Raw genomic sequence first — 24,741 nt, 5'->3', positions numbered from 1 at the left:
ACCCGAGGGGGACTCTCATGCAACTGCTCAGCACCCGCCGACGCAGGATCGCCACCGCCGTCGCGACCGCAGCCCTGGTCGCCGCGCCACTGGTCGGCGCGCCACTGGTCGGCGCCGTCGCCGCGAGCGCGGCCACGGCCACCGGCACCGTCGACACCACCGGCAACCCGGGGCCCGCGCTCACGGTGCGCGCCCAGCCGACCGCGGCCTCCGAGGCCGTCGGCAAGCGCTCCGACGGGGCGACCGTCACCATCGTCTGCCAGACCTACGGGCAGCAGGTGACCGGCACCTACGGCACCACGCGGATCTGGGACCGGATCAGGAGCGGCGGCTACGTCAGCGACGCCTTCATCCGCACCGGCTCGGACGGCCTCGTCGCGCCGCTGTGCCCGGGGACCACCACCCCGACCGAGCCCACCCCCAGCGCCGCGGTGAAGGCGACGATCGCGGCCGCGAGGTCGATGACGGGGAAGTACCCGTACTCGTGGGGCGGCGGCAGCTACAGCGGACCCACCCAGGGCATCTGCTGCAGCCCCAGCGGCATCGACGACCGGCAGACGGTGGGCTTCGACTGCTCGGGCCTGGTGGAGTACGCCTTCGCCAAGGGCGCCGGTCTGCGACTGTCGAGCACCTCGCGCAGCCAGTACTCCGATGGGCCACGCGTCCCGATCTCCCAGCTGCGCGCCGGGGACCTGGTCTTCTGGTCGAGCTCCAGCCGCACCACCACGGGCATCCACCACGTCGCCCTCTACGTCGGCGACGGCAGGATCGTGGAGGCCGACCGGGTCAGCGGCCCGGACCTCCGGGTGCGGGCGTTCTCCACCGGCGAGACCGGCGTCATGCCGTCCGTGGTGCGCCCGATCGGCTGAGGACCACCCGTCGGCGGCGCCCGCCTCCCTCAGGGGAGCCGGGCGTCGTCGCCATGGTGCACGCGCAGCCAGCGGAAGCCGTAGCCGTCCAGCTCCAGGGTGACCCTGCCGCGGTCGTCGGTCCGCTGCTCCCCGGCCTGCAGCAGGTCGACGAGCAGCACTTCCCCGTCGGCCACGGTGAGGGCGACCTCCCTCGGCTCCGCGCCGAGGTTGTGCACCGCGATGACCGCGGCGTCCTCCCACGCCGAGCGGTGCGCGAGGACCGCGTGGTCCGGTTGCGGGAGCACCTCGAACGTGCCCCAGCCGAGCTCCGGACAGGAGCGGTATGCCGCGATGAGCCCGCGCATGAAGCTCCAGTGCGACTCCGGGTCACGGCGCTGTTGGGCCGCGTTCACGTGGGCAGGCCCGTACCCGCCTTCCACGACCGGGCTGACCAGCTTGCGGGGCGGCGCGGTGGAGAAGCCGCCGTTGCGCCCCGAGGTCCACTGCATCGGGGTGCGGACGGCCATCCGGCCTTCCTGGGCGAGGTCCTCGCCCATGCCGAGCTCCTCGCCGTAGAAGATCGTCGGCGTCCCCGGCAGGGAGAAGAGCAGGGCGTAGACGAGACGCAGCCGCCGGGGGTCACCGTCGAGCATCCCGGGCAGCCGCCGCTTGAGACCGCGCCCGTAGATCTGCATCTCCGGTTCGGGGCCGAAGGCGTCGAAGACCTCCTGTCGCTGGGCGTCGGTGAGCTTGTCGAGGGTCAGCTCGTCGTGGTTGCGCACGAAGGTGGCCCACTGGCAGGACGGCGCGATCGCGGGCCGCTGGCGCAGTGCCTTGGCCAGCGGGCGGGCGTCTCCCCGTGCCATGGACAGGTAGAGGTTCTGCATGGCGATGAAGTCGAACATCATGTGCAGCTCGTCAGCCGCGTTGCCGCCGAAGAACTTCTTCTGGTCCTTGTGGGGCAGGTTGACCTCGCCCAGCAGGATCGCGTTTCCCTTGCGGCGGTTGACGAACGCGCGCAGGTCCCGCAGGTACTGGTGCGGGTCCGCCGGCACGTCGGGTCGTGCCGGGTCGTCCGCGGCGGTCTCGACGTCGTCGATGAAGAACGGAACCGCATCGACGCGGAAGCCGTCGAGCCCGAGCTCCAGCCAGAAGCCCATGGTCCTGGCGATCTCGTCCCGCACGTCCTGGTTCGCGACGTTGAGGTCGGGCTGGTAGCGGTAGAAGTGGTGCAGGTACCACTCGCCGGTCCTGGGGTCCTTCTCCCAGATGCTGTCCTCCTTGTCGGGGAAGACCACCTGGTCGGAGCTGTCGGGCGGCGTGTCTGACCGCCAGACGTACCAGTCCCGGTAGCGGTTGTCCTTGCTGCGGCGGGCCGCCTTGAACCACGGGTGCTGGTCGGAGGTGTGGTTGATGACGACGTCTGCGATGACGCGGATGCCACGGTCGTTCGCGGTGCGGATCACCTCGACCAGCTGGCCGTGGGTGCCCAGTCGGTGGTCCACGCCGTAGAGGTCGGTGACGTCGTAGCCGTCGTCGCGGTCGGGCGTGGGGTAGAACGGCATCAGCCACAAGCAGGTGACCCCCAGCTCGGCCAGGTAGTCCACCCGTTCGGCGAGTCCGCCCAGGTCGCCGATGCCGTCGCCGTCGGAGTCGTAGAAGGTCTCGACGTCGAGGCAGTAGATGACCGCGGTCTTCCACCACTGGTCGCTCGTGTCGGTGACGCGCATGGTCAGCTCCCAGTGCTCAGGGCGGGAAGGACGTGCTCGCCGAACGCCTCGATGAAGGCGTCCTGCTTCTGTCCCACGTGGTGCAGGTAGAGGTCGTCGAAGCCCAGGTCTGCGTACTCGGCGAGCCAGTCGCGGTGCTGGGCGAGGTCAGCCGAGACGCGCACCGCGGAGCGCACCGCGTCAGGCTCGACCTGGCCCCAGAGCACGTCGAACGCCTCGGCGGTCTCCAGGTCCCACGAGATGGGCGGTCCGAAGACGTTGCCGGCCCACTGGTCGTGCGCCACGGCGAGCGCCTCGCCCTCCGTCGGGGCCCAGGACAGGTGCACCTGCAGCGCGGTGCGACCGCGCCCACCAGCGCCCCGGTAGGCCGCGAGCACGTCGCGCAACGTCTCGACCGGCTGGTTGACCGTGACCAGGCCGTCGGCCCAGGCGGCGACCCGTGCGGCACTGTCGACCGACACCGCCGGCCCCACGAGCAGAGGCACGGGGTCCGGCAGGTCCCACAGCCGGGCGCGGTCGACCGTCACGAGGCCGTCGTGGCTGACCTCCTCGCCGGCGAGCATCCGTCGGATGACGTCGACGCACTCCTCGAGCCGCTGCGTGCGGACCTCCTTGCGCGGCCAGCGGTCACCGGTGATGTGCTCGTTGCTCGCCTCGCCGCTCCCCAGCGCCACCCAGAACCGGCCCGGGAACATCTGGCCCAGCGTCGCGACCCGCTGCGCGTGGACGGCGGGGTGGTAGCGCTGGCCAGGGGCCGTGACGCACCCGAGGGAGAGCTCGGTCGTGGCGAGGGCGGCGCCCAACCACGCCCACGTGTACCCGCTGTGGCCTTGTCGGGTGCTCCACGGCGAGAAGTGGTCGGAGCACATCGCCATGGCGAAGCCGGCCCGTTCGGCGTGCTGCACGTCGGCGAGGAGCTGGCGTGGGCTCACCTGCTCGTGCGAGGCATGGAACCCGATCCGCGTCATCCCCCCACCTAAGCGGAGAAGCGGTCACACCGCACCTGACCAGCGGGTATGCCGCGGACTCAGCCCGGCGGCATACCGTGCCCGCTGCCAGCGGGTCAGGCCACGTCGTCCGGCGTGGCCTCGTGACCAGCACGACCGTCGGTGCGGCGCTCGGCCTTCATCTCGGCCTCGTAGACGTGCCGCCGACCCTGCATCAGCTCGTCGCGCACCTGTTTCTCCAGCCGCTTGAAGTCGGCGTAGTAGCCGTCGTCGTACTCCTCCACGACCTGGAAGGTCCAGCGGCCGGCCAGCACGTTGCGCCCGACGAGCTCGCGCTCCAGCTGCTCGGCGAGGCCGCCGTGCCCGGCCGCGCGCAGCAGCTCACACGCGTCGCCCAGCGCGAGGTCTGCGGTCCCGGTGAGCCGGTGCACGCCGTAGAGCCTGCCCCTCACCTCCTCGATGGCCTCGAACGCCTCGCTCACCTTGCCGACCGCCTCGACCGTGGCGTCGCTCACCCCGTCCGGCCGCCTGTCGAGGCCTTCCTCACCCATGTGTTGGCTCATGCCGGGTCCCTACCCCGCGCGGGAGATCCGCACACACGCGAGATCCCAGCTCTCGGCAGCTTCCGGGGGTCGGAAGGGCGAGAGCTGGGATCTCGGAGGGGCGGATCAGCGCAGCACGAGGGTGTCCGCGGTCTCGTCCAGGTCGACGGTCACCGTGTCCCCGTCGCGCACCTGCCCGCCGAGGACGGCCTTGGCCAACCGGTCGCCGATCTCCTTCTGGACCAGCCGGCGCAACGGACGCGCCCCGTAGGCCGGGTCGTAGCCGGTGATCGCGAGCCACTCCCGCGCGGCCTCGGTGACCTCCAGCGTGATCCGGCGGTCGACCAGCCGGGTGGCCAGCTCGCGGACCTGGAGCTCGACGATGTGGGCCAGCTCGGCGGACGTCAGGGCGTCGAAGATGACGACCTCGTCGAGCCGGTTGAGGAACTCGGGCTTGAAGCTGGCCCGCACGACCCCCATCACCGCGTCGCGCCGTGCCGAGTCCTCCATTGTCGGGTCGACGAGGTACTGGCTGCCGAGGTTGCTGGTCATCACGAGGATGACGTTCCGGAAGTCGACCGTGCGACCCTGGCCGTCGGTGAGCCGGCCGTCGTCGAGCACCTGCAGCAGGATGTCGAAGGTCTCCGGGTGCGCCTTCTCGACCTCGTCGAGGAGCACCACCGAGTAGGGACGCCGGCGGACCGCCTCGGTGAGCTGGCCGCCCTCCTCGTAACCGACGTAGCCGGGCGGGGCTCCGATGAGGCGCGCGACCGCGTGCCGCTCGGCGTACTCGCTCATGTCGATGCGCACCATGGCGCGCTCGTCGTCGAAGAGGAAGTCGGCCAACGACTTGGCGAGCTCGGTCTTGCCGACACCGGTCGGCCCGAGGAAGAGGAACGACCCGGTGGGCCGGTTCGGGTCGGCCAGCCCGGCGCGCGACCGACGGACGGCGTCGGACACCGCCGCGACAGCGGTCGACTGCCCGATCAGCCGGGAGCCGATGATCGACTCCATCGACAGCAGCTTCTCGGTCTCGCCCTGCAGGAGCCGCCCGGCGGGGATGCCGGTCCACGCCGAGATGACCTCCGCGATGTCGTCGGCACCGACCCGCTCCTTGACCATCAGGTCGCCGTTGCGCAGCCCGCTGGCCACCTCGTCCTCGTTGGCCAGGGCGAGGGCCTTCTCGAGCTCGGGGATCTCACCGAACTCGATCCGGCTGGCGGTCTCGAAGTCGTACTCGCGGCGGGCCTTCTCCAGCCGGGTCCTGGCCTCGTCGATCTGGGTCTTGAGGTCACCGACCCGGTTGAGGCCGGACTTCTCCGACTCCCAGCGGGCGTTGAGGGCAGCCAGCTCCTCCGACCGGTTGGCCAGGTCCTCGCGGAGCCGGGCGAGCCGCTCGACGGAGGCGTCGTCGGTCTCGCGCTCGAGGTGGAGCTCCTCCATCTTGAGGCGGTCGACGGCTCGGCGCAGCTCGTCGATCTCGACCGGGCTCGAGTCGATCTCCATCCGCAGCCGGGAGGCGGCCTCGTCGACCAGGTCGATCGCCTTGTCCGGGAGCTGGCGACCACTGATGTACCGGTCCGAGAGGGAGGCCGCGGCCACGAGGGCGGCGTCCTCGATCTCCACCTTGTGGTGCGCTTCGTAGCGCTCCTTGAGGCCGCGCAGGATCGCCACGGTGTCCTCGACGGAGGGCTCGCCGACGAAGACCTGCTGGAAGCGCCGCTCGAGGGCAGCATCCTTCTCGATGTGCTGGCGGTACTCGTCGAGCGTGGTGGCGCCGACCAGACGCAGCTCGCCCCGGGCCAGCAGGGGCTTGAGCATGTTGCCGGCATCCATGGCACCCTCGCCGGTCGCGCCGGCACCGACGACGGTGTGCAGCTCGTCGATGAAGGTGACGACCTGCCCGTTGCTGTCCTTGATCTCCTCGAGGACGGCCTTGAGTCGCTCCTCGAACTCGCCGCGGTACTTCGCCCCGGCCACCATCGCGCCGAGGTCCAGGCTGATCAGCCGCTTGTCCCGGAGGGACTCCGGCACGTCGCCGTCGACGATCCGCTGGGCCAGGCCCTCGACCACGGCGGTCTTGCCGACGCCGGGCTCGCCGATGAGGACGGGGTTGTTCTTGGTGCGCCGGGACAGCACCTGCACGACCCGCCTGATCTCGGAGTCGCGACCGATGACCGGGTCGAGGCGACCGTCCCGCGCCGCCTGGGTCAGGTCGGTGCCGTAGGTCGCGAGGGCCTCGCCGCCCTCGACCGGCGTCTCGCTCGTCACGGTGCGACCACCGCGGGTCGCCTCGATCTTGGCCTCCATGTCCTTGGCCCCGCGCTTCTGGACAGCGGCCAGGTGGCCGGTCTCGGCGAGGGCGAGGAGCAGGAGGTCGAGGGCGAGGTAGGTGTCGCCCTTGGCGCGCATGAGGGTGTCAGCCTGCTGGAGCACGGCCAGCGCCTCCCGACCGAACGTCGGCGGCTGGGTCGCGCCGGTGGTCGTCGGCAGGGCGCGCAGCCGGGCGTCAGCCTGGCCGAGCACGTGGGCCGCGCCGGTGCCGGCAGCCTGCAGCAGGGCGTCGGCCTGGGCCGGGTCGAGCTGGACGAGCGCGCTCGTGAGGTGGTCGGGGGTGATCTCGGGGTGGCCGGCGCTCTGAGCGGCTCGCTGCGCGAGCGCGAGCGCCTCGGCCACCTTGGTGGTCGGCTTCAGCTCCATGCGTGCGTTTACTCCTCATGGATGAGTTCGGGTGAGTTTCCACTCGGGACAACGGCTCAAAAGTTGAGCGTATTCCACTCAACCCCGTGCTGGAGGCCCATCAGCCGATCGGTTGATACTTCAAAAAACGCCGCGCCGGCTCATGCAGATGGATTAGTTCTTGTGTATGAGCTCATGTATTGTCCTCCGCTTGCAGGGACTGACCCCCCGGAAGGACCTCTCGTGAACAGGCCTCAGGCCCTGCATCGGTATGCCCCCCGGCACCGTGGCCAGCGCGACTCGAAGGCTCACCGCCTCGCCGCGCTGGCGCTCTGCGTCCCCCTCGCCGCCACCGCTGGACTGGGGACCATCGTCCCCGCGTCCGCGGCCACCACCACCCGCGCGGCTGACACCGCCGGCTCCCTGGCCATCGGCAGCGCCGGCTACGCCATCCCCTCTGGCGCGGTCTTCGTGTCGACAGCCGGCAGCGACACCTACAGCGGCACGTCCACGAAGCCGGTGCGCACCATCGCCCGTGCCATCGCCCTCGCCCCGGCCGGCGGCACCGTGGTCCTGCGCAAGGGCACCTACCACGAGACCGTCACGGTCACCAAGAAGGTGACGATCCAGAACTACCCGAAGGAAGCTGCCTGGCTCGACGGCTCCGTGGGCGTGACCGGTTGGGTCAAGGACGGCGCCACCTGGCGGCACGACAAGTGGACGCCGCGGTTCGACGCCAGCGTCGGGTTCAGCAAGGGTGACAAGGACGGCACCGGCCCGGGCTGGCAGTACGTCAACCCCGCGTACCCGATGGCTGCCCACCCCGACCAGGTCTTCATCAGTGGTGTGCAGCAGCGCCAGATCGCCTCTCGCGCCGCCGTCACAGCCGGCAAGTTCTTCCTCGACACCGCGACGTCCAAGCTCTACATCGGCAGCGACCCCACGGGTCGCAGCGTGCGCGGCACCACCCTCGCCAAGGCGATGAGCATCCGCGCCGCCGGCACCGTCGTCCGGGGCATCGGCATCCGCAACTACGGGCCGAGCATCTGGCACATCGGGGCGGTCACGGTCGAGAGCCCGAGTGTCCGCATCGAGAACGTGGTCATCCAGGACTCGGCCACCATCGGCCTCGGCGTCATCGCGTCGGACGCCGTCATCAACCGCACCAGCGTCCTGCGCGCCGGCCTCCTCGGCGTGCACGCGGCGACGGCCGACCGCATCCAGGTGCTCCGCAGCCGGCTGGACGGCAACAACTGGGAGCGGTTCAACAGCGCGCCCGTCTCCGGCGGCATGAAGGCCGGGCGGTCGCGCGGCGTCCTGGTCAAGGACAGCTCGATCTCGCACAACCTCGGTCACGGCTACTGGTCGGACGTGTCGGTCTACGACACCAAGCTGGTCAACAGCAACTTCATCAAGAACTCGGCCACGGGCATCTTCCTCGAGATCTCGGCCCGGGGGACCGTGGTCAACAACCTCATCGACGGCAACGGCGCCGAGGGCATCAAGGTCAACAACACGAGCACCGTGCTGATCTACAACAACACGGTGCTCCGCAACGCCCGGCCGATCAACATCGTCCAGGACTCGCGCACCAAGGCCAACACCTCCTACGGCGACGACACGCGCTATCCGAACGATCCCGAGATGACCTGGCTGGTCGGACCCGTGACGGTGCGCAACAACGTCCTCGGCATCCCCAACACCCGTGCCAACTGTGTGCTGTGCGTCGAGGACTACACCCACACGCGGACTGCCGCGCAGATGGGCGTCACGAGCAACGGCAACGTGTTCAACCGCGCTGACACCGCCGACCCCGACTGGCTGACGGTCTGGAGCCGGGGCACGATCAACGTCAACCCGGCCGTCTACGGCACGCTCGCAGCGCACCGATCGGGCACCGGTCAGGACAAGACCAGCCTCGCGTACGACGGCTTCTACGCCGTCTCGTCCACCGGGCACCTGTCCGGCGCAGCGCAGGTCAAGGCGGGCACCGTCGCCGTCGGCCTCCCGTCCTCCCTCGCCACCTTGTCGGGCCAGGCCGCCGGCTCCAAGTGGCTGGGCGTCTGGGGTCGCTGAGTCTCACGCTGCGCTGGCCGCACGAGCGCCGGCACTGCGTGTCGGCCTCCTGCGGCCCCGCGACACGCCGAGAGAACCCGCGACACGCCGAGAAATCGTCTCCGTACATCACAAACTGATAACGTCCCCCGCTTGCAGGGACTGCCTCGCAGGGAAGACCTGGAAGGACACTCCAACTCGTGACCCGGCCCCCGGCCCCGACGCCACGCCCCCGGCACTCCGCCCGACACTCAGCCCCCCGACACTCGAGCCCGCGACACCGCGCACCCCGACGCATCACCCTCAGCCGACCTCTCCTGGTCGCAGGCTGCGCGGCCCTGGCCCTCACCGTCACCACTCCCGCCCTGGCCGGAACCTGGACCGACGCGGGCAGCCCGACGACGAGCAAGACCAGGTCGATCAAGCCGCCCAGGCCGCACCGCACCCTCGCCACCTCGACGGCCACCTCGACGGCCACCTCGACCCCCACGGCGACCCAGACCGCCACCTCCACGGGGCCCGTGGTGCCATCGACGACGAGCACCACGACCCCCTCGAGCACCGCGACCAGCAGCCCCACGACCACCACGGCCCTCGCGCCGGCGGGTGGCCGCGCCGCTGACAGCGCGGGCGCCGCGGCGGTCGGCACCGCCACCTACGCCGTCCCCGCAGGTGCGGTCGTGGCTTCGCCGACCGGCGACGACGCGGCAGCCGGCACCACCGGCGCCCCCGTGCGGACCATCGCCCGTGCGCTGGCCCTGGCGCCTGACGGCGGAACGGTCGTCCTGCGGGGCGGCAGCTACCACGAGACGGTCACGATCTCGCGGGGCGTCACCCTGCAGAACTATCCGGGCGAGGCTGCCTGGCTCGACGGCACCCGCGCCGTCCAAGGCTGGGTGCAGGACGGTTCGGCCTGGCGGGTCGACGGCTGGACGACCCGCTTCGACGCCAGCGTCGGTTTCAGCAAGGGCGACGTCGACGGCACCTCGCCGGGCTGGCAGTACCTCAACCCGGCCCACCCGATGGCCGCCCATCCCGACCAGGTATTCGTCGACGGCAGCCAGCTGCGCCAGGTCGCCTCGAGGTCGGCCGTCGTGGCCGGCACCTTCTTCCTCGACGAGTCGACGTCGCAGCTCTACATCGGCACCGACCCGTCCGGCCGCGACGTGCGGGCGACCACGCTCGCCAAGGCCCTGAACGTGCGCGCCTCGGGCACGACCATCCGTGGCATCGGCGTGCGCCGGTACGCACCCAGCATCTGGCAGATCGGTGCCGTGACGGTCGAGCAGCCCCGGGTACGGCTCGAGCAGGTCCGCATCGAGGACAGCGCGACGATCGGCCTGGGCGTCATCGCCTCCGACGTGGTCATCGACCACACCAGTGTGCTGCGCGCCGGTCTGCTCGGTGTCCACGCGGCGACGGCCGACCGGATCCGCGTCGTGTCCAGCCGGTTCGACGGCAACAACTGGGAGCAGTTCAACAGCGCTCCCGTGTCCGGCGGCATGAAGGCCGGCCGCTCGCGAGGCGTCACGGTGGTCGACTCGAGCATCTCCGACAACCTCGGCCACGGGTACTGGTCTGACGTGTCGGTGTACGACACCAAGATCCTGAACAGCAACCTCGACAACAACACCGCAACCGGCGTCTTCCTGGAGATCTCGGCACGGGGCACCGTGGCCAACAACCTGATCATGGGGAACGGCGCCGAGGGCATCAAGGTGAACAACATCAGCACGGTGGACATCTACAACAACACGGTGGTCCGGAACGCTCGGCCGATCAACATCGTGCAGGACTCACGGACCCCGGCGAACACGTCCTACGGTGATGACTACCGTTACCCCAACGACCCGGAGATGACCTGGCTCGTGGGACCGGTCACCGTACGCAACAACGTGATCGGGCTGCCCAACGGCAACGCCAACTGCGTGCTGTGCGTCGAGGACTACACCCACACCCGCACCGCTGCGCAGATGGGCGTGACGAGCAACGGCAACGTGTTCAACCGGGCTTCGGCAACCACCCCCGGGTGGCTCACCGTCTGGAGCCGCGGCGCGGAGGCCGTCAACCCCTACGTCTTCGGGACCCTGGACGCATTCCAGTCCGGGACCGGGCAGGACGCCAGTAGCCTGGACTACGACGGCTCCGTGGTCGTCAGCACCACCGGCGCACTGACCGGCACCGCTCAGGGGCAGGCCGGTTCTGTGGCAACGCCGCTGCCCAGCAGCATCGCCACGCTCATCGGCCAGCCAGCGGGCGCGGAGCACCTCGGCGTCTGGGGCCGGTAGCCCCGAGCTCCTCCCTGCGGGTGGCCGGCAGCCGAGCCTGCCGGCCATCCGCGGTCCGCTGCGCAGCGCGGACGGTGACCCCACGGCATACCGTGGGGTCGTGCCCATTCCCCTCTCGGTCGGGGCGTGGAACCGCGTCGGGTCTGAGCTCAGCCTGCGGCGACGAACTGGCGGACCGCGTCGAGCGCCACCAGGTGCCCTCCGCGCAGCACCGGGGCGTCGGCCACCCCCGTCGGCACGACCTTGGGGTGCACCGGCGCGATGCTCGCGACTGCCTCGGCGACCCGGTCGCACAACGTGACACCGCCGGCCACCGCGAGCGGGCCGGTCAGCACCACGAGCCCGGGGTCGACCACTGCGCACACGGCGGCGACGCCGACCGCCAAGCGGTGCGCCACGTCGTCGAGCAGGGCGGGGACCCCGGCGGCGAGCGCCTCCGGTGCGGTGGCAGCCCGCACGCCATACGTCCGCGCGGCCTCGAGGATCGCCTCCTCCCCCGCAAGCCGCTGGAAGGCCCCCTTGTCCCTGCGACTGATGTGGTGCGGCAGGTCCACGCCTGGGACGGGGAGGTAGCCGAGCTCGCCGGCGGCCCCCGATGCCCCGCGGTGGACCTCTCCGCTGAGGACGATGGCCGAGCCGATGCCGCGGCCCACCCAGAGGAGCACGAAGTCCTGCACGCCCACGGCCGCACCGTGCCGGTGCTCGGCCACTGCAGCGAGGTTGACGTCATTGTCGATCGTCACGGGGATGCTCAGGCTGGCCGCGAGGGAGTCCCGCACCCCTTCCTTCCATCGAGGCAGGTCGAAGGAGAAGCCCACGTCCCCGGTCTCCGGTTGCACCAGACCAGGGAGGCCGATCGCCAAGCCCCGCAAGCGCTTTCGCGAGACGTGCGCCGCCTCGAGCGCTTTGTCGGCCACGGCCTCGACGGCGGTGCGGGGGTCGGACAGCGGGCCGCGGGAGGGCACCCGCAGCGTGACGCGCGGCCCCTCCTGACCCATCAGGTCGCACGTGGATGCCGTGAGCTCCCGTGGACCGACATCCACCCCCACGACGTATGCCGCCGACGCGACGATGCCGTGCACCTCGGCGTTGGGTCCGCGTGCGCCGGAGCGAGTCCCCACGATCTCGGCCAGTCCCAGCTCGCCGAGGCGCCCGAGCAGCTGTCCGGTGGTGACCTTGGACAGGCCGGTCAGGCTGGCGAGCTCGGCTCGGGAGAGCGGGCCGTGCTCGACGAGGAGGCCCAGAGCGGCGCGGACGTTCATCTCGCGCATCAGGCTGGGCGTGCCGGTCAGGGCCGGCTGGCGGGTGGAGGCGGTCGTCACGGGGCCCACTGTTCCATCCGTGAACTTTTTGGGCAAGACTCTTTCCGGAAACTTTATTGCCTGTTACGGTGGCGGCAGCGGAGGACCTGCCCAGTGGGCCACGAAGCCCCTGGCCTGTCTCAAGGAGGACGTAGTGAAGCAGCGATGGACAGCGCCTGCGCTGGTGGCGGCGGTGGGTCTGACCCTCGCGCTCAGTGCCTGCGGCGGCGACGCCAAGTCGGGTTCGGGTGACGCGGCGGAGAAGAACGCCCTGACGGTCTGGTTGATGAACGGGTCGGTCCCCGACAAGGTCGTGCAGTCGGTCAACGCCGATCTCGCCAAACAGCACCCCGGGGCCACGGTCACCGTCGAGGTGCAGGAGTGGAACGGCATCCAGGACAAGCTCACCACGGCCCTGGCCGGCAACAACCCGCCGGACGTCATCGAGATGGGCAACACGCAGAACGCCAAGTTCAGCCAGTCGGGCGCCCTGCTGGACCTCGACGCCGACAAGGCAAAGCTCGGCATCGACCAGTGGTCGAAGGGCATGGCCTCCTCCGGGGTCTGGGACGGCAAGACGTACGGCGCACCCCTCCTGGCCGCCAACCGCGTCGTGATCTACCGAACCGACCTCTTCGAGAAGGCCGGCGTCACCGTCCCGAAAACGTTCGACGAGTGGGTCGCGGCCACCACCAAGCTCAACCAGGCCAACGCCGCCACCAAGGACTTCCAGGGCATCTACCTCCCCGGCCAGAGCTGGTACGTCTACGCCGGGCTGCTCTGGGACGCCGGTGGTGACCTCGCGGTCAAGGACGGCGACTCGTGGAAGGGCGGGCTGGACACCCCCGCCGCGGCCGAGGCGATCGGGAAGTACAAGCAGCTGCAGTCGCTCTCGAAGGCACCCAAGGACGCCGACGAGGCCACCCCCCAGCAGTTCGAGGTCTTCGCGGAGGGCAACGTCGCGCAGATGATCGGCCTGCCGTGGGAGATGGGCTCGGCGGTCGGGGCCAACAAGAAGCTCGACGGCAAGGTCGCGGTCTTCCCGATCCCCAGCAGCAGCGCGGACAAGTCCGGCTCGGTGTTCCTCGGTGGCTCCAACCTCGGCATCTCGGCCGGCTCGGACTCGCCGAAGCTCGCCGCCGACTGGCTCGCCCTGATGACTGGCGAGAAGTACCAGACCGAGCTCGCCCTCGCGTCCAACGTGGTCCCGAACCGCACGGCCCTGCTCTCCAAGCTCACCGACCCGACGGCCAAGATCATGGCCGGCGCGGCTGCGAACGGCCACGTGACGCCGGTCGACCCGCGGTGGGCAGGGGTCGAGGCCGGGGCCAACCCCGTGAAGGACTACATGACCGCGGTCCTCACCGGCACGGACCCGGCTGCGGCCGGAGCCAAGGCGAGCGCCGAGATCACCAAGCGCATGAGCGGTGCGCTCTGACCAGTCCCACCGCGGTCCGTCCCCCGACGGCCGCGCCGCCCCCGGCACACCTCCGCCGCCGGGGGCGGCGCGGCACCACCGGAGGAGGCGGTCCCGCGGGCCGCCTCCTGCCGCTGCTGCTGATCGCACCGACAGTCCTCACCCTTGCCGCCCTGATGGGCTGGCCGTTGGTCAACAACGTCCTGCTGTCGCTGCGCAAGGTCACGCTCCGCGAGCTGATCAGCCGCGACGTCGTCTGGGTCGGCTTCGACAACTACCGGACGATCCTGGCCGACCCGGCCTTCTGGGACGCGGTGGTCCGGTCGGTGCTCTTCACCGCTGCCTGTGCCGCCACCACCATGGTGGTGGGCGTCCTCATGGCCCTCCTGCTGGTGCGCCTGCCCCGCTTCCCGAAGGTGCTCCTGTCGATCAGCCTGGTACTGGCCTGGGCCACCCCGGTGCTCGCCGCGACCACCGTGTTCCAGTGGCTCTTCGACACCGACTTCGGCGTCGTCAACTGGCTGCTGGCCCGGGTCGGTCTCGACACCGAGGGCCACTCGTGGTTCTCGACGGGTCGCTCGACCTTCCTCGTGGCCGGCCTGCTCGTCGTCTGGCAGGCCGTCCCCCTCGTGGTCTTCAGCATCTCGGCCGCCCTGGCGACGGTCCCCCCGGAGCTCGACGAGGCGGCCGTGATCGACGGCGCCACCGCGAGCCAGCGCTGGTGGACCATCACCTTCCCCCTCGTGCGACCGATGATCGGCGTGCTGGCCTTCCTCCAGGTGATCTGGGACTTCAAGGCCTTCACCCAGGTCTACGCGATGCGCCGAGGCGGCCCGGACTCCTCCACGACGACGCTGCCGATCCTCATCTACCAGGAGGGCCTGGCCCGCAGCCAGTTCGGCCTGGCAGCCGCGGCATCGGTCGTGACGGTCGCGATCCTGCTCGTCCTGCTCGCGCTCTACGTGCGGTCGGCCGTGCGCGCCGAGGAGGTGCGATGAGGGCCAGCCGCCGCGCCCGCGGCATACAGTCGGCGATCGCCCTCGTGCTCGCCGCCCTCTGGGCGTTCCCCGTCTACTGGATGGCGGTCACCGCCATCAAGCCGCGCTCCGACGTGGTCTCGCGCACTCCGGTGTTCATCCCGCACTCCCCGACGCTCGAGCACCTGCGCACCGCCATCGAGGCCCCGGGGTTCTGGCACTTCGCCCGCAACAGCCTCGTGCTGACCATCGGCGCGGTGGTGATCGCCCTGCTCATCGCACTCGCCTCGGCATGGGCCAGCACGCGCTACTTCTTCAAGGGGCGCAAGGCGTTCCTCATCACGATCATGGCCGCGCAGCTCGCCCCGTGGGAGGCCATGCTCATCCCGATCTTCATCGTCTACCGAGACACCGGCTGGCTCGACGTCCTGCTGGCGCTGATCCCCCTCTACATGGTGATGGTGCTGCCGTTCACCGTGTGGACCATGCGCGGCTTCATCGCCGCCGTCCCGGTCGAGCTCGAGGAGGCCGCCCTGGTGGACGGCTGCTCGCGCGGCCAGGCCTTCCGCCGCATCGTCTTCCCCTTGCTGGCGCCGGGGGTCATGGCCACGTCGCTGTTCGGCTTCATCACGATCTGGAACGAGTTCGTCTTCGTCAACGCGCTCATGCAGTCGGAGCCGAATGCGACTCTCCCCCTGTGGATCTCGGCCTTCCAGACCGTGTTCGGCACCGACTGGGGGGCCACGATGGCCGCCTCCTCCCTGTTCACCCTGCCCGTCATCCTCCTGTTCGCCATCCTCCAGCGCCGCGCCGTGGGCGGGCTCGCCGCGGGGGCGGTGAAGGGATGAGCGACGTCAGCGAGATCGGGTATGCCGTGGACCTCGGGTCCGCGGACCTGCGTCGCCTCGCGCTCGCCGTGGTCCAGCCCGGCTTCACCGGGCTGACCGCTCCGTCGTGGCTGCTCGAGCGGCTGGCCGAGGGCCTGGGCGGCGTGGCGCTGTTCGCGCGCAACATCGAGTCGCCTGCGCAGGTGGCCACCCTCACCGCGGCGATCCACGCGGCCAACCCTGCGGCGCTCGTGGCGATCGACGAGGAGGGCGGCGACGTCACGCGGCTCGAACACGCCACCGGCTCGTCGTGGCCGGGGAACCTCGCCCTCGGCGCCGTCGACGACACCGCCCTCACCGAGGCGGTGGCGGCCGAGATCGGCGCTGCGCTCGCCGAGCTCGGCATCGACCTGGACTACGCCCCCGACGCCGACGTCAACGTCGAGGCGGCCAACCCCGTCATCGGGGTGCGGAGCTTCGGCGCCGACCCGGCCCTCGTGGCGCGCCACACCGGGGCCTGGGTGGCCGGGCTGCAGTCGGCCGGCGTCCTGGCGTGCGCCAAGCACTTCCCCGGCCACGGGGACACGGGTGTGGACAGCCACCATGACCTCCCCGAGGTGGACCTCGGCGACCCGGAGACCAGCCCCTGGCTCGTACCCTTCCGGGCGGCCCTCGCCGCCGGCGCTGCCTCGGTCATGAGCGCCCACGTGCGTGTCCCCGGCATCGATCCCCGTCCCGCCACGCTGGTGCCCGCCATCATGACCGGTCTCCTGCGCGACGGACTCGGCTTCACTGGCCTGGCGCTCTCGGACGGCCTCGAGATGGGCGCCGTCGCCGGGCCGCTCGGGGTGGCGGAGGGGGCGGTCCAGGCGGTCCTGGCCGGCGTCGACGCGTTGTGCATCGGCGGAGGACTCGCCGACGCCGAGACCGTGGACTCCGTGGTCGCGGCACTCGTGGGTGCCGTCGAGTCGGGTCGCCTCCCCCTGGAGCGGCTGGCCGAGGCGGGCGAGCGGGTGGCCGCCGCGGCGCGGCTGCGCGACGAGCTTCGCCTCGCGGCCACGGCGGCCCGGACGGGTCGGCCGGTCCCCGGGGCGGCACCGGCCGGGCGCACGGCGGCGGCCAGGGCCCTCCGGGTCCGTGGTTCGGTCCCCGTCGTCGCCACTGCGACCGGCCCGTGCGTCCTCGAGCTCGTGGCCCCGAGCAACATCGCCGTGGGCGACGACACCCCCTCCGGCCTCACGACGGCGGTGGCCCGCAGGTGGCCCGGGCTGGCACCGCTGCGGATCACCGACACGGCGGGCGTTCGCGCGGGACTGGCCGCGGCGACCGGACGCCCGGTGTGGGTCGTGGTGCGCGACCCACACCGGCACCGGTGGATGGGCTCCCTCGTCCAGCAGATCGTGCGCGCACGACCCGACACCGTCGTCATCGACACCGGGTGGCCCGGGTGGTCACCGCCTCAGGGCGCGACCCACGTGGTCACGTACGGCGCGTCGTGGGCCAGTGGCGAGGCCGTGGTCGACCTGCTCGCCCCCTGAGCAGCGTGCCTCCTGGCCACGGGGGTCAGGCAGGGGTGGCCGGGTCCGGGTCGTACCAGCCGCCGTGCTCCTCGGCCAGGGCGCTGAACCGGTCGCGGAGCCCGGACTCGACCGGTCCGGACTCGTCGGCGACCATCTCCTCGACGACGTGGACGGCCCACTCGTGGTCCTCCGAGTCGTCCTCCCCCGCCAAGGCCTCCCGGACGACGCGGACCTCGGAGAAGCCCTCATGGGCCAGTTCGGCGGCGACGTCGTCGGCGGTCTCACGGTCGGGGAAGACCAGCAGGTGCTCACTCACAGGACGAGTATGCCGGGCGGATGGCGTCAGTCGGCCCAGCGGCAGGCCCGGCGCAGCCGGGCGCGCTCGGCCGGGGCGGCTTGGGTCAGCCGGAACCGCACCCACCGCTCGGGCACCTTCATGTGCCAGACGAAGTCGTCCCAGTCGCTCGCGAGGGCGAGGCGGCGCTCCATGACGTCGAGGGGCATGGCCCGTCGGGCCGCCTCGCGCTCGACCCGGCGCTCGGTGGCCGAGGCCGTCCAGCCGCTGCACTCGACGTCGCCCCGCTCGGCGTGGACCAGCTCGTGCCACAGGGAGCAGCGCTCCTCCTCGAGGCTGCGACCGGAGCGCAGGACGATCGCTCGGCGGCCGTGGTAGTAGCGACCGGGCTCGGCGATGGGCTGCCGCACCAGCACCACGTCGCGCATCTCGCGCAGCACCGCCCAGGGGTCAGGAACCCCGGATCCGTCGCTCGATGGCGTCAAGCCTGCTCCTCACGTCGTCGATCAGCGCGAGGACCTCCTCGTCACTGACCCCGGACCGCATCCGCTGACCCGGGGCGGTCACGAAGCCCCCATCCTGCGCCGACCCACCGACAGGCTCACCACGGTCGTCCAGCCCCAGGACCTCGAGCACCTTGGCTCGCTTGACGTCCTGGACCCCGAGCCCGTCCTCCACACGCTTCCACGTGATCGAGGAGATGCGCGCCTCCCTGGCCGCCTGCTCCTTGCTCCACCCGTGGCTGAGACGGGCCCGTTCGACGCGTTGGCCGAGGCGTTCGAGCTGCTCACGATTCATGCTGCGCATCTTGCCAGTCACATCCAGTCACTTCTAGTCCCGTTCAGTCACGCTTTGGCCACCAGGGCACCCAACTCCGGCGCGTCGTGGGTCGACACCGGGGTCGCCTGACGCGATCACGGCACATTCTGCCGATACCTGTGCAGAACTCTTGCCGGAGCATCCGGTCATGACTATGTTCGTGGTCATGCCTAGGGAAACACCCCCAAACCACGTGATCGAGGTGCACGGCTACGCACTGCGCGTCATCCGTCAGGCCAGGGGCCGTGCGGTGACCGACCTCGCCGCGGCCCTGGGGGTCGACCCGTCCTACATCAGGCACCTCGAGAACGGCAGCAAGTTCCGCGTCAGTCCCGAGGTCTACGCCGGCCTGCTCCGTGAGCTGCAGATCGAGGACTACCGGGCACTGCTGGCCACCGCGCCGCTGCGCGACGAGGTGTCCGCCTGACCTGCCCGGCACCCCTCCAGACTGCGCCGGCGCCGGCCGAGAGCCCCCATCGTCTTGCGAGGTGGGGGCTCTTGGTGGGCCGGCCCGTGCATTGGTCGGAGCGAGGCGTGCCGGCCCGCCCTTGTGCCGTGGTCAGTGGTGGCTCGGACGCCAGACCACCAAGGCCTGCGAGCGCTGCATTCGGGGGCGCTGTCCGGCCCGCACCGCGATCACGTCACCGGTCGGGCCGACGGCGAACACGCGGGAGGCGGATCGCGCTTGCGACGAGAGCCGGGAACGCTCGAGCTCGTCGGTCAGCTCCAGCACCCGACCGCGCAGGGCAGCCACCTGGTTCTCGAGCTCCAGGATGCGCTGGATGCCGGCGAGGCTGACGCCCTCCTCCTGGGACAGGCGCTGGACCTCCCGCAGCATCGCGACGTCGCGCCCGGAGTAGCGCCGTCCGCCACCGCGTGTCCTCGACGGGCTGACCAGGCCGAGCCGGTCGTACTGCCGCAGGGTCTGGGCGTGCATGCCGGCCAGCGTGGCCGCCACGGAGATGACGAAGATCGGGGAGTCGTCGTCGGGGGAGAACGAGCGTGCCTCGTCCACGACCGGTCACCGCCTCGCGTTCGCGAAGAGCTCGGCCCGCGGGTCGAACCCCTCGTCCAGGGCCTGCAGGGTCTCGACCGCAGCCCTCGCCTCGTCGGACAGCCGCTGCGGCACCACGATGCTGACCTTGGCCATCAGGTCACCCGGCTTGTCCTTCACCGGCACGCCCCGGCCCTTGATCCGCAGGACGCGGCCGCTGGGCGTGCCCGGCGCGACCCGCACCTTGACGGTGGACCCGTCGAGGGTGGGCACGGCCACGGTGGCCCCGAGCGTCGCCTCGGCAAAGGTCACGGGGAGCTCGATGGTGAGGTTGTCGCCCTCACGCCCGAAGACCGGGTGCTTCTCGACCGCGACGGTGAGGATCAGGTCGCCGGCCGTAGCCCCCGTGTCGCCGGGCTGGCCCTTGCCGCGCAGACGGATCTTCTGTCCGTCCTTGACCCCGGCCGGGATCCGCGTGGTGATCTGGCCACCACCGGTCGTGCCGAGGGTGACGGTGGCGCCCTCGACGGCGTCGCGGAACGACAGGCTCGTGCGCGCGGTCAGGTCCGCGCCCTTGCGCGGCCCCTGGGGCGCGCGGAACCCCGTGCCCCCGTATGCCGGGCCGGCACCTCCGCCGAACATCCCCCCGAGGATGTCCTCGAGGTCAGGCTGCCCGCCGCCGCCGGTGGAGTACCGCACGCGGGTGCCACCGCGCCCTGCCCCGCCCCCGAACATCGTGGAGAACACGTCGTCGAAGCCACCCGCGCCACCACCGGGACCACCGGCGGTGAACCGGGCACCGCCGCGGGCCATCTGGCGGACCGCGTCGTACTCGCGACGCTTCTCCGGGTCGGACAGCACCGAGTTGGCCTCGCCGACGTCCTTGAAGCGCTGCTCGGCAGCCGCATCGCCCGGGTTCTTGTCGGGGTGGTGCGCGCGGGCGAGCTTGCGGTAGGCCTTCTTGATCGCCGCGTCGTCGGCGTCCTGGGGGACGCCGAGGATCGCGTAGAAGTCCTTCTCGAACCAGTCCTGGCTAGCCATGTCGGCGCCCTCCTCTCGGCGGTGCGGTGCAGGTTTCGTTCCTATTGGGTGGGAAACCTGCGGTCGGGGTCATGCGGTGAATGATGCTGCCGTCACTCGGGATCGGCCACGGCGACGCGCGCTGCCCGCAGGATCTGCTCGCCCGCGCGGTAGCCGGGCTGGAGCACCTGCACCACGGTGGTCGAGTCGGTCGGCTGCACCGAACCGTCCTGCGGCCAGGCGGTGTGCATCAGGGCTTCGTGCAGGTTGGGGTCGAACTGCTCACCCGCCGCGCCGTAGCGCTCCAGCCCGAACTTGCCGAGGGTGGACTCCAGCTTGTCGGCGATGGCCGCGAACGGGCCGTCGGCGAGGTCGCCGTGCTCCCGCGCTGCGTGGATGTCGTCGAGCACCGGGAGCAACGCCTCGATGACCGACTGGGCTGCGCGCTCCTGTACGACAGCGCGGTCACGGTCGACGCGACGCTTGTAGTTCACGTACTCCGCCTGCAGGCGCTGCAGGTCGGCGAGCCGCTCCCCCGCGAGCACCGTGTCGGGGTGCAGGTCCGCATCCTGGGCGCCCTCGGGGGTGCTCAGGTTGCTGGTCGAGTCGCTCGCCTCGGTGGCGTCCCCGGCGTGCTGCGGGCCAGCACCCTCATCGAGGATGTCACCCTGCAGCGGGGCCGCCTCGGCGGTGGTGGGCGGCGCGGTCTCGTCGGCGCCCACCACCCCCTCGGCACCGTCAGGCGTGGGGGCCTGGTCGGTCACTTCTTCTCCTCGTCGTCCTCGACGACCTCGGCGTCAACCACGTCGTCGTCGGACGCACCCGCGTCGGCGGAGCCGGCGTCGTCGGACGCCGCGCCGTCACCGGCGGTGCCGGCCTGCTCGGACTCGGCGGCCGCGGCATACATCGCGGTGCCCAGCTTCTGCGACTCCTCGGAGAGCTTCGAGGTCTTGGCCGAGATGTCCTCGGGCGAGGCGCCCGACTCCGGCTTCAGGGCCTCCTTGAGGTCCGCGAGCGCGGCGTCGACATCGCCACGGCCGTCGGCCGGGAGCTTGTCGGCGTTGTCGGCGAGGAACTTCTCGGTCGAGTAGACGAGGTTCTCGGCGGTGTTGCGGGCCTCGGTCTCCTCGCGACGCTTCCGGTCCTCGTCGGCGTGCGCCTCGGCCTCCTTGATCATCCGCTCGATGTCCTCCTTGGCGAGGGCCGAACCACCGGAGATGGTGATCTTCTGCTCCTGGCCGGTGCCGCGGTCCTTCGCGGACACGTTGACGATGCCGTTGGCGTCGATGTCGAAGGTGACCTCGACCTGCGGCACGCCACGGGGTGCGGGCGCGATCCCGCTGAGCTCGAAGGTGCCCAGCTGCTTGTTGTGCTGCGCGATCTCGCGCTCACCCTGGAAGACCTGGATCAGCACGCTCGGCTGGTTGTCCTCGGCGGTCGAGAACACCTCGGAGCGCTTGGTCGGGATGGCCGTGTTGCGCTCGATGAGCTTGGTGAACAAGCCGCCCTTGGTCTCGATGCCGAGCGAGAGCGGCGTGACGTCGATGAGCAGGACGTCCTTGCGCTCACCCTTGAGGACACCGGCCTGCAGGCTCGCTCCCACGGCGACGACCTCGTCCGGGTTGACGCCCTTGTTCGGCTCCTTGCCACCGGTGAGCTCCTTGACGAGCGCGCTCACGGCGGGCATGCGGGTCGAGCCACCGACGAGGACCACGTGGTCGATGTCGGCCAGCGCGATGCCGGCGTCCTTGATGACGTTCTGGAACGGCTGACGGGTCCGGTCGAGCAGGTCCTTGGTCAGCTGCTCGAACTGGGCGCGGCTGATCGTCTCCTCGAGGTGGATCGGGCCGTTCTCGGACATCGAGAGGTACTGCATCGACACGTTGGTGCTGGTCGAGGAGGAGAGCTCCTTCTTGGCCTGCTCCGCGGCGTCACGCAGCCGCTGCATCGCGATCTTGTCCTTGGACAGGTCGACACCGGAGGTGTTCTTCACGGTGGTGAGGAGGTGGTTGACGATGCGCTCGTCCCAGTCGTCGCCACCGAGCTGGTTGTCACCGCTGGTCGCGCGGACCTGGATGGTCGAGAAGCCGTCCTCCGGGTCCTTGCCGACCTCGAGGAGGGACACGTCGAAGGTGCCGCCACCGAGGTCGAAGACGAGGATGAGCTCGTCTTCCTTGCCCTTGTCGAGACCGTAGGCGAGCGCCGCGGCGGTGGGCTCGTTGATGATGCGCAGCACGTTGAGGCCCGCGATCTCACCGGCCTCCTTGGTGGCCTGGCGCTCGTGGTCGTCGAAGTACGCGGGGACGGTGATGACGGCGTCGGTCACGTCCTCACCGAGGTAGGACTCGGCGTCGCGCTTGAGCTTCTGCAGGATGCGGGCGCTGATCTCCTGCGCGGTGTAGGTCTTGCCGTCGATCTCCGGTGACTTCCAGTCGGTGCCGATGTGGCGCTTGACGGAGCGGATCGTCCGGTCGACGTTGGTGACGGCCTGGCGCTTGGCGATCTCGCCGACCAGCACCTCACCGCCCTTGGAGAACGCCACGACGGATGGGGTCGTACGACCGCCCTCCGCGTTGGCGATGATCGTCGGCTCCCCGCCCTCGAGGACGGCGACGGCCGAGTTGGTGGTACCGAGGTCGATGCCGACCGCACGTGCCATGGTGAATCTCCTGTGTGTCTGGGTGACGCTGGGTTGAGTTGCCTGCACTCAAGTTAGGAGCCGGTATGCCGCATGGCAAATCCGGGCGCCAAACTTGCGTTCACTCGGCTCAACTTCGTGCGTGAGGAGATTGTTCCCGGCCGGGCGACCTTTCTCGCCTCACTCCTCGCCGCGGGCGACGCCGTGCCAGTAGGCGGCGATCTCGCTGCCCTCGCGGAGCACGGCATCGGGGCCGGGCGGCGCGGGCCACAGCTGGAGGAGGTAGCGGTCGGGGGCGGTCTCGTCGTCCTCGGGGGTGTCGAGCTCCTGCCCCTCGTCCATGCCGGCGACGCAGTAGCGCGCCCGGTGCCAGCCGGGCTGGGGGATCGTGCAGCCGTACGCGCTCTCGAACGTCGCGATCGTCAGGTCAGGCGTGGACAGGTCGACCGAGACCTCGACGACGTCCTCCCACTCCTCGTCCACCTCGGGCGCACCCTCGCTCCAGGTGACGACCAGGGGGACCTCGCCGGTGTGGAGGCCGGTGACCATGCCGAGCTGGTGCGGGACCTGCGCGCCCACGAGCCCGTTCGCCTGACCCCGGCGCGCCCCGACCAGGTCGTCGGTCTCGTCGCCGCTGCCGTCCGGGTCGGAGTAGAGGTCGATGAAGCCGTAGTGGACGTCGACCAGACCTGCGAACACCTCGGGCATGCGGCCAGCCTCTCGCGGTTGACCGTCAGCGAGCAATCCGCCTCCACTTCACTCCCGACTTCTGGCCAGCCGTGCCGCACCGACCCCCGGTCTCGCGGCCGTCGTGCGACACCAGTGGCCAGAAGTCCCGGCGTCAGGGGGTGCGGTGGCGAGGAACTGGGTCAGCGAGTCGCAGCGGAATCTCGGCCAGTGGCCCACTCCTGAGACCCGGTATGCCGCGTGGCTGTCGGTGGGGGGTCCTACCGTGGGCGTCATGGCCGAGAAGCGCTCGTCACACCTGAGGGTGGTCCCCACCCCGTCCGCTCCCGCGCGGGCTCCTGAGGCCTCACGCGCCGACACCGACCCGACCCGGGACTACTGGGCCGAGCTGCAGGCCCTGCGCGACGAGCGGCGGCGGCTGCGCGCCGGCTGACCACGCGGTCGGTCCGGGTCAGCTGGGGGTAGCGTCGCGGCTCGTGGACGACCGACTCTTCGCGCGCTCGGTGTCGGAGCTGACGGCCCACGACCCCGACCTCGCCGCGCTCGTGGCCGAGCACGGCATACCTCCGTTGTGGCTGCGGCCACCGGGGTTCGCGAGCCTGGTGCTGTTCATCCTCGAGCAGCAGGTGTCGCTGGCGTCTGCTGCCGCGGCCTACCGCAGGGTGCTCGAGCGCGTGGGCACCATGGGCCCTGAGCCGTTGCTGGCCACGACCCCCGAGGAGCTGCGGGTCGACGGAGTGTCGCGCCAGAAGGACCGCTACCTGCGCGCCCTGGCCGCAGCGGTCGTGACCGGCGAGCTCGACCTGGCCGGGCTCGATGCCCTCACCGACGACGAGGTGCGGCGAGCGCTCATCGCCCTGCCCGGTATCGGGCGCTGGACCGCCGACGTCTACCTGCTCGCCTGTCTCGGCCGCGCGGACCTCTGGCCGGTCGGCGACCGCGCGCTGCAGGTGGCGGCGGCCGAGGCCCTGGGCCTCGACGTGGTGCCCGACCAGGCTGCCCTCGAGCTGGTGGGCGAGCGGTGGCGACCGCACCGGTCGACCTCGGCGCGGCTGCTCTGGCACGGTTACCTCGCGCGGCGCGGCCGGTCCGAGACGCCGCTCATCGTCCTCGACTGACCCGGCCCCCGTCTGTTGGAAGCGAAACTTCCGGAG

Annotated in this window: 23 protein-coding genes; 10 read left to right on the top strand and 13 right to left on the bottom strand. The window is 71.0% G+C overall.

Going from position 1 to position 24,741, the window contains the following annotated elements; genetic code table 11:
* The first annotated feature begins 17 nt into the window (after positions 1 to 17).
* On the top strand, positions 18 to 869 hold the full coding sequence (locus tag ASG95_RS02075; RefSeq protein ID WP_057376383.1) for a C40 family peptidase: 852 nt from the start codon (positions 18 to 20) through the stop codon (positions 867 to 869).
* Positions 870 to 898: 29 nt separating this feature from the next.
* On the opposite strand, the gene ASG95_RS02070 is transcribed toward ASG95_RS02075, so the two are convergent.
* The 4 genes from ASG95_RS02070 to clpB form a co-directional block, all read right to left on the bottom strand.
* On the bottom strand, positions 899 to 2,581 hold the full coding sequence (locus ASG95_RS02070) for an alpha-amylase family protein (RefSeq protein ID WP_057376382.1): 1,683 nt from the start codon (positions 2,579 to 2,581) through the stop codon (positions 899 to 901).
* A gap of 2 nt (positions 2,582 to 2,583) precedes the next feature.
* Entirely contained in the window at positions 2,584 to 3,549 is a 966-nt protein-coding gene (locus ASG95_RS02065; RefSeq protein ID WP_057376381.1) for a TIGR03885 family FMN-dependent LLM class oxidoreductase, read from the bottom strand.
* A 95-nt stretch (positions 3,550 to 3,644) separates the two neighbouring features.
* A complete protein-coding gene (locus ASG95_RS02060; RefSeq protein ID WP_057376380.1) occupies positions 3,645 to 4,091 on the bottom strand; it encodes a hypothetical protein in 447 nt (148 codons plus the stop codon).
* A gap of 105 nt (positions 4,092 to 4,196) precedes the next feature.
* Positions 4,197 to 6,770, bottom strand: a complete 2,574-nt coding sequence (gene clpB, locus ASG95_RS02055) for an ATP-dependent chaperone ClpB (RefSeq protein WP_056921968.1) — start codon at positions 6,768 to 6,770, stop codon at positions 4,197 to 4,199.
* A gap of 222 nt (positions 6,771 to 6,992) precedes the next feature.
* Between clpB and ASG95_RS02050 the strand changes: the two genes are divergently transcribed.
* Complete coding sequence (locus tag ASG95_RS02050; RefSeq protein WP_057376379.1) at positions 6,993 to 8,825, top strand: right-handed parallel beta-helix repeat-containing protein; 1,833 nt, start codon at positions 6,993 to 6,995, stop codon at positions 8,823 to 8,825.
* A 179-nt stretch (positions 8,826 to 9,004) separates the two neighbouring features.
* Positions 9,005 to 11,092, top strand: coding sequence for a right-handed parallel beta-helix repeat-containing protein (locus tag ASG95_RS02045; RefSeq protein WP_057376378.1), 2,088 nt, complete (start codon positions 9,005 to 9,007; stop codon positions 11,090 to 11,092).
* Positions 11,093 to 11,241: 149 nt separating this feature from the next.
* On the opposite strand, the gene ASG95_RS02040 is transcribed toward ASG95_RS02045, so the two are convergent.
* Positions 11,242 to 12,414: an ROK family protein gene (locus ASG95_RS02040; protein ID WP_200961861.1), complete on the bottom strand. Its 1,173-nt coding sequence runs from the start codon at positions 12,412 to 12,414 to the stop codon at positions 11,242 to 11,244.
* Positions 12,415 to 12,547: 133 nt separating this feature from the next.
* On the opposite strand from ASG95_RS02040, the gene ASG95_RS02035 reads away from it, so the two are divergent.
* From ASG95_RS02035 to ASG95_RS02020, 4 genes are all read left to right on the top strand, one after another.
* A complete protein-coding gene (locus ASG95_RS02035; RefSeq protein ID WP_200961860.1) occupies positions 12,548 to 13,831 on the top strand; it encodes an extracellular solute-binding protein in 1,284 nt (427 codons plus the stop codon).
* Between the two features lie 155 nt (positions 13,832 to 13,986).
* Positions 13,987 to 14,808 carry a carbohydrate ABC transporter permease gene (locus tag ASG95_RS02030; RefSeq protein WP_200961859.1) on the top strand — a complete coding sequence of 274 codons (822 nt, stop codon included), beginning with the start codon at positions 13,987 to 13,989 and terminating at the stop codon, positions 14,806 to 14,808.
* On the top strand, positions 14,805 to 15,635 hold the full coding sequence (locus ASG95_RS02025) for a carbohydrate ABC transporter permease (RefSeq protein WP_057376377.1): 831 nt from the start codon (positions 14,805 to 14,807) through the stop codon (positions 15,633 to 15,635). Before ASG95_RS02030 ends, ASG95_RS02025 begins: the two co-directional genes overlap by 4 nt.
* Positions 15,632 to 17,152 carry a glycoside hydrolase family 3 protein gene (locus ASG95_RS02020; RefSeq protein ID WP_082592263.1) on the top strand — a complete coding sequence of 507 codons (1,521 nt, stop codon included), beginning with the start codon at positions 15,632 to 15,634 and terminating at the stop codon, positions 17,150 to 17,152. Before ASG95_RS02025 ends, ASG95_RS02020 begins: the two co-directional genes overlap by 4 nt.
* A 25-nt stretch (positions 17,153 to 17,177) precedes the next feature.
* Here the strand turns inward: ASG95_RS02020 and ASG95_RS02015 are convergent, their stop codons facing one another.
* Genes ASG95_RS02015 through ASG95_RS02005 form a run of 3 tightly spaced genes read right to left on the bottom strand, consistent with a single transcriptional unit; the run spans position 17,178 to position 18,227 of the window.
* Positions 17,178 to 17,450, bottom strand: a complete 273-nt coding sequence (locus ASG95_RS02015; protein WP_057376376.1) for a ribonuclease E inhibitor RraB — start codon at positions 17,448 to 17,450, stop codon at positions 17,178 to 17,180.
* 26 nt (positions 17,451 to 17,476) lie between these two features.
* Positions 17,477 to 17,914: an ImmA/IrrE family metallo-endopeptidase gene (locus tag ASG95_RS02010; RefSeq protein ID WP_157581690.1), complete on the bottom strand. Its 438-nt coding sequence runs from the start codon at positions 17,912 to 17,914 to the stop codon at positions 17,477 to 17,479.
* On the bottom strand, positions 17,880 to 18,227 hold the full coding sequence (locus tag ASG95_RS02005) for a helix-turn-helix domain-containing protein (RefSeq protein ID WP_162259345.1): 348 nt from the start codon (positions 18,225 to 18,227) through the stop codon (positions 17,880 to 17,882). Before ASG95_RS02005 ends, ASG95_RS02010 begins: the two co-directional genes overlap by 35 nt.
* Positions 18,228 to 18,396: 169 nt before the next feature.
* Here ASG95_RS02005 and ASG95_RS02000 point away from each other — a divergent pair, with 169 nt between their 5' ends.
* Positions 18,397 to 18,675 carry a helix-turn-helix transcriptional regulator gene (locus tag ASG95_RS02000; protein WP_082592262.1) on the top strand — a complete coding sequence of 93 codons (279 nt, stop codon included), beginning with the start codon at positions 18,397 to 18,399 and terminating at the stop codon, positions 18,673 to 18,675.
* Positions 18,676 to 18,807: 132 nt separating this feature from the next.
* On the opposite strand, the gene ASG95_RS01995 is transcribed toward ASG95_RS02000, so the two are convergent.
* The 5 genes from ASG95_RS01995 to ASG95_RS01975 form a co-directional block, all read right to left on the bottom strand.
* A complete protein-coding gene (locus ASG95_RS01995; protein ID WP_057376374.1) occupies positions 18,808 to 19,263 on the bottom strand; it encodes a heat shock protein transcriptional repressor HspR in 456 nt (151 codons plus the stop codon).
* Between the two features lie 6 nt (positions 19,264 to 19,269).
* Complete coding sequence (locus tag ASG95_RS01990) at positions 19,270 to 20,283, bottom strand: DnaJ C-terminal domain-containing protein (protein ID WP_057376373.1); 1,014 nt, start codon at positions 20,281 to 20,283, stop codon at positions 19,270 to 19,272.
* A gap of 92 nt (positions 20,284 to 20,375) precedes the next feature.
* Positions 20,376 to 21,026, bottom strand: coding sequence for a nucleotide exchange factor GrpE (grpE, locus tag ASG95_RS01985; RefSeq protein ID WP_057376372.1), 651 nt, complete (start codon positions 21,024 to 21,026; stop codon positions 20,376 to 20,378).
* Positions 21,023 to 22,921 (bottom strand): molecular chaperone DnaK, encoded by a 1,899-nt coding sequence (gene dnaK, locus ASG95_RS01980; RefSeq protein WP_057376371.1) that lies wholly within the window; start codon positions 22,919 to 22,921, stop codon positions 21,023 to 21,025. The genes grpE and dnaK overlap by 4 nt, the downstream gene beginning before the upstream one ends.
* A 159-nt stretch (positions 22,922 to 23,080) precedes the next feature.
* Positions 23,081 to 23,608 carry a hypothetical protein gene (locus ASG95_RS01975; RefSeq protein WP_057376370.1) on the bottom strand — a complete coding sequence of 176 codons (528 nt, stop codon included), beginning with the start codon at positions 23,606 to 23,608 and terminating at the stop codon, positions 23,081 to 23,083.
* Between the two features lie 145 nt (positions 23,609 to 23,753).
* Between ASG95_RS01975 and ASG95_RS21555 the strand changes: the two genes are divergently transcribed.
* Complete coding sequence (locus tag ASG95_RS21555; RefSeq protein ID WP_162259344.1) at positions 23,754 to 24,020, top strand: hypothetical protein; 267 nt, start codon at positions 23,754 to 23,756, stop codon at positions 24,018 to 24,020.
* A 43-nt stretch (positions 24,021 to 24,063) separates the two neighbouring features.
* Positions 24,064 to 24,705, top strand: a complete 642-nt coding sequence (locus tag ASG95_RS01970; protein WP_057376369.1) for a DNA-3-methyladenine glycosylase — start codon at positions 24,064 to 24,066, stop codon at positions 24,703 to 24,705.
* Positions 24,706 to 24,741: the final 36 nt, after the last annotated feature.

The sequence above is a fragment of the Phycicoccus sp. Soil803 genome, assembly GCF_001429685.1.
In the GTDB taxonomy this organism is placed as follows: Bacteria; Actinomycetota; Actinomycetes; order Actinomycetales; family Dermatophilaceae; genus Pedococcus.
The sequence above is the reverse complement of the archived record's forward strand: the minus strand, read 5'-3'. Positions and strand labels throughout refer to the sequence as shown.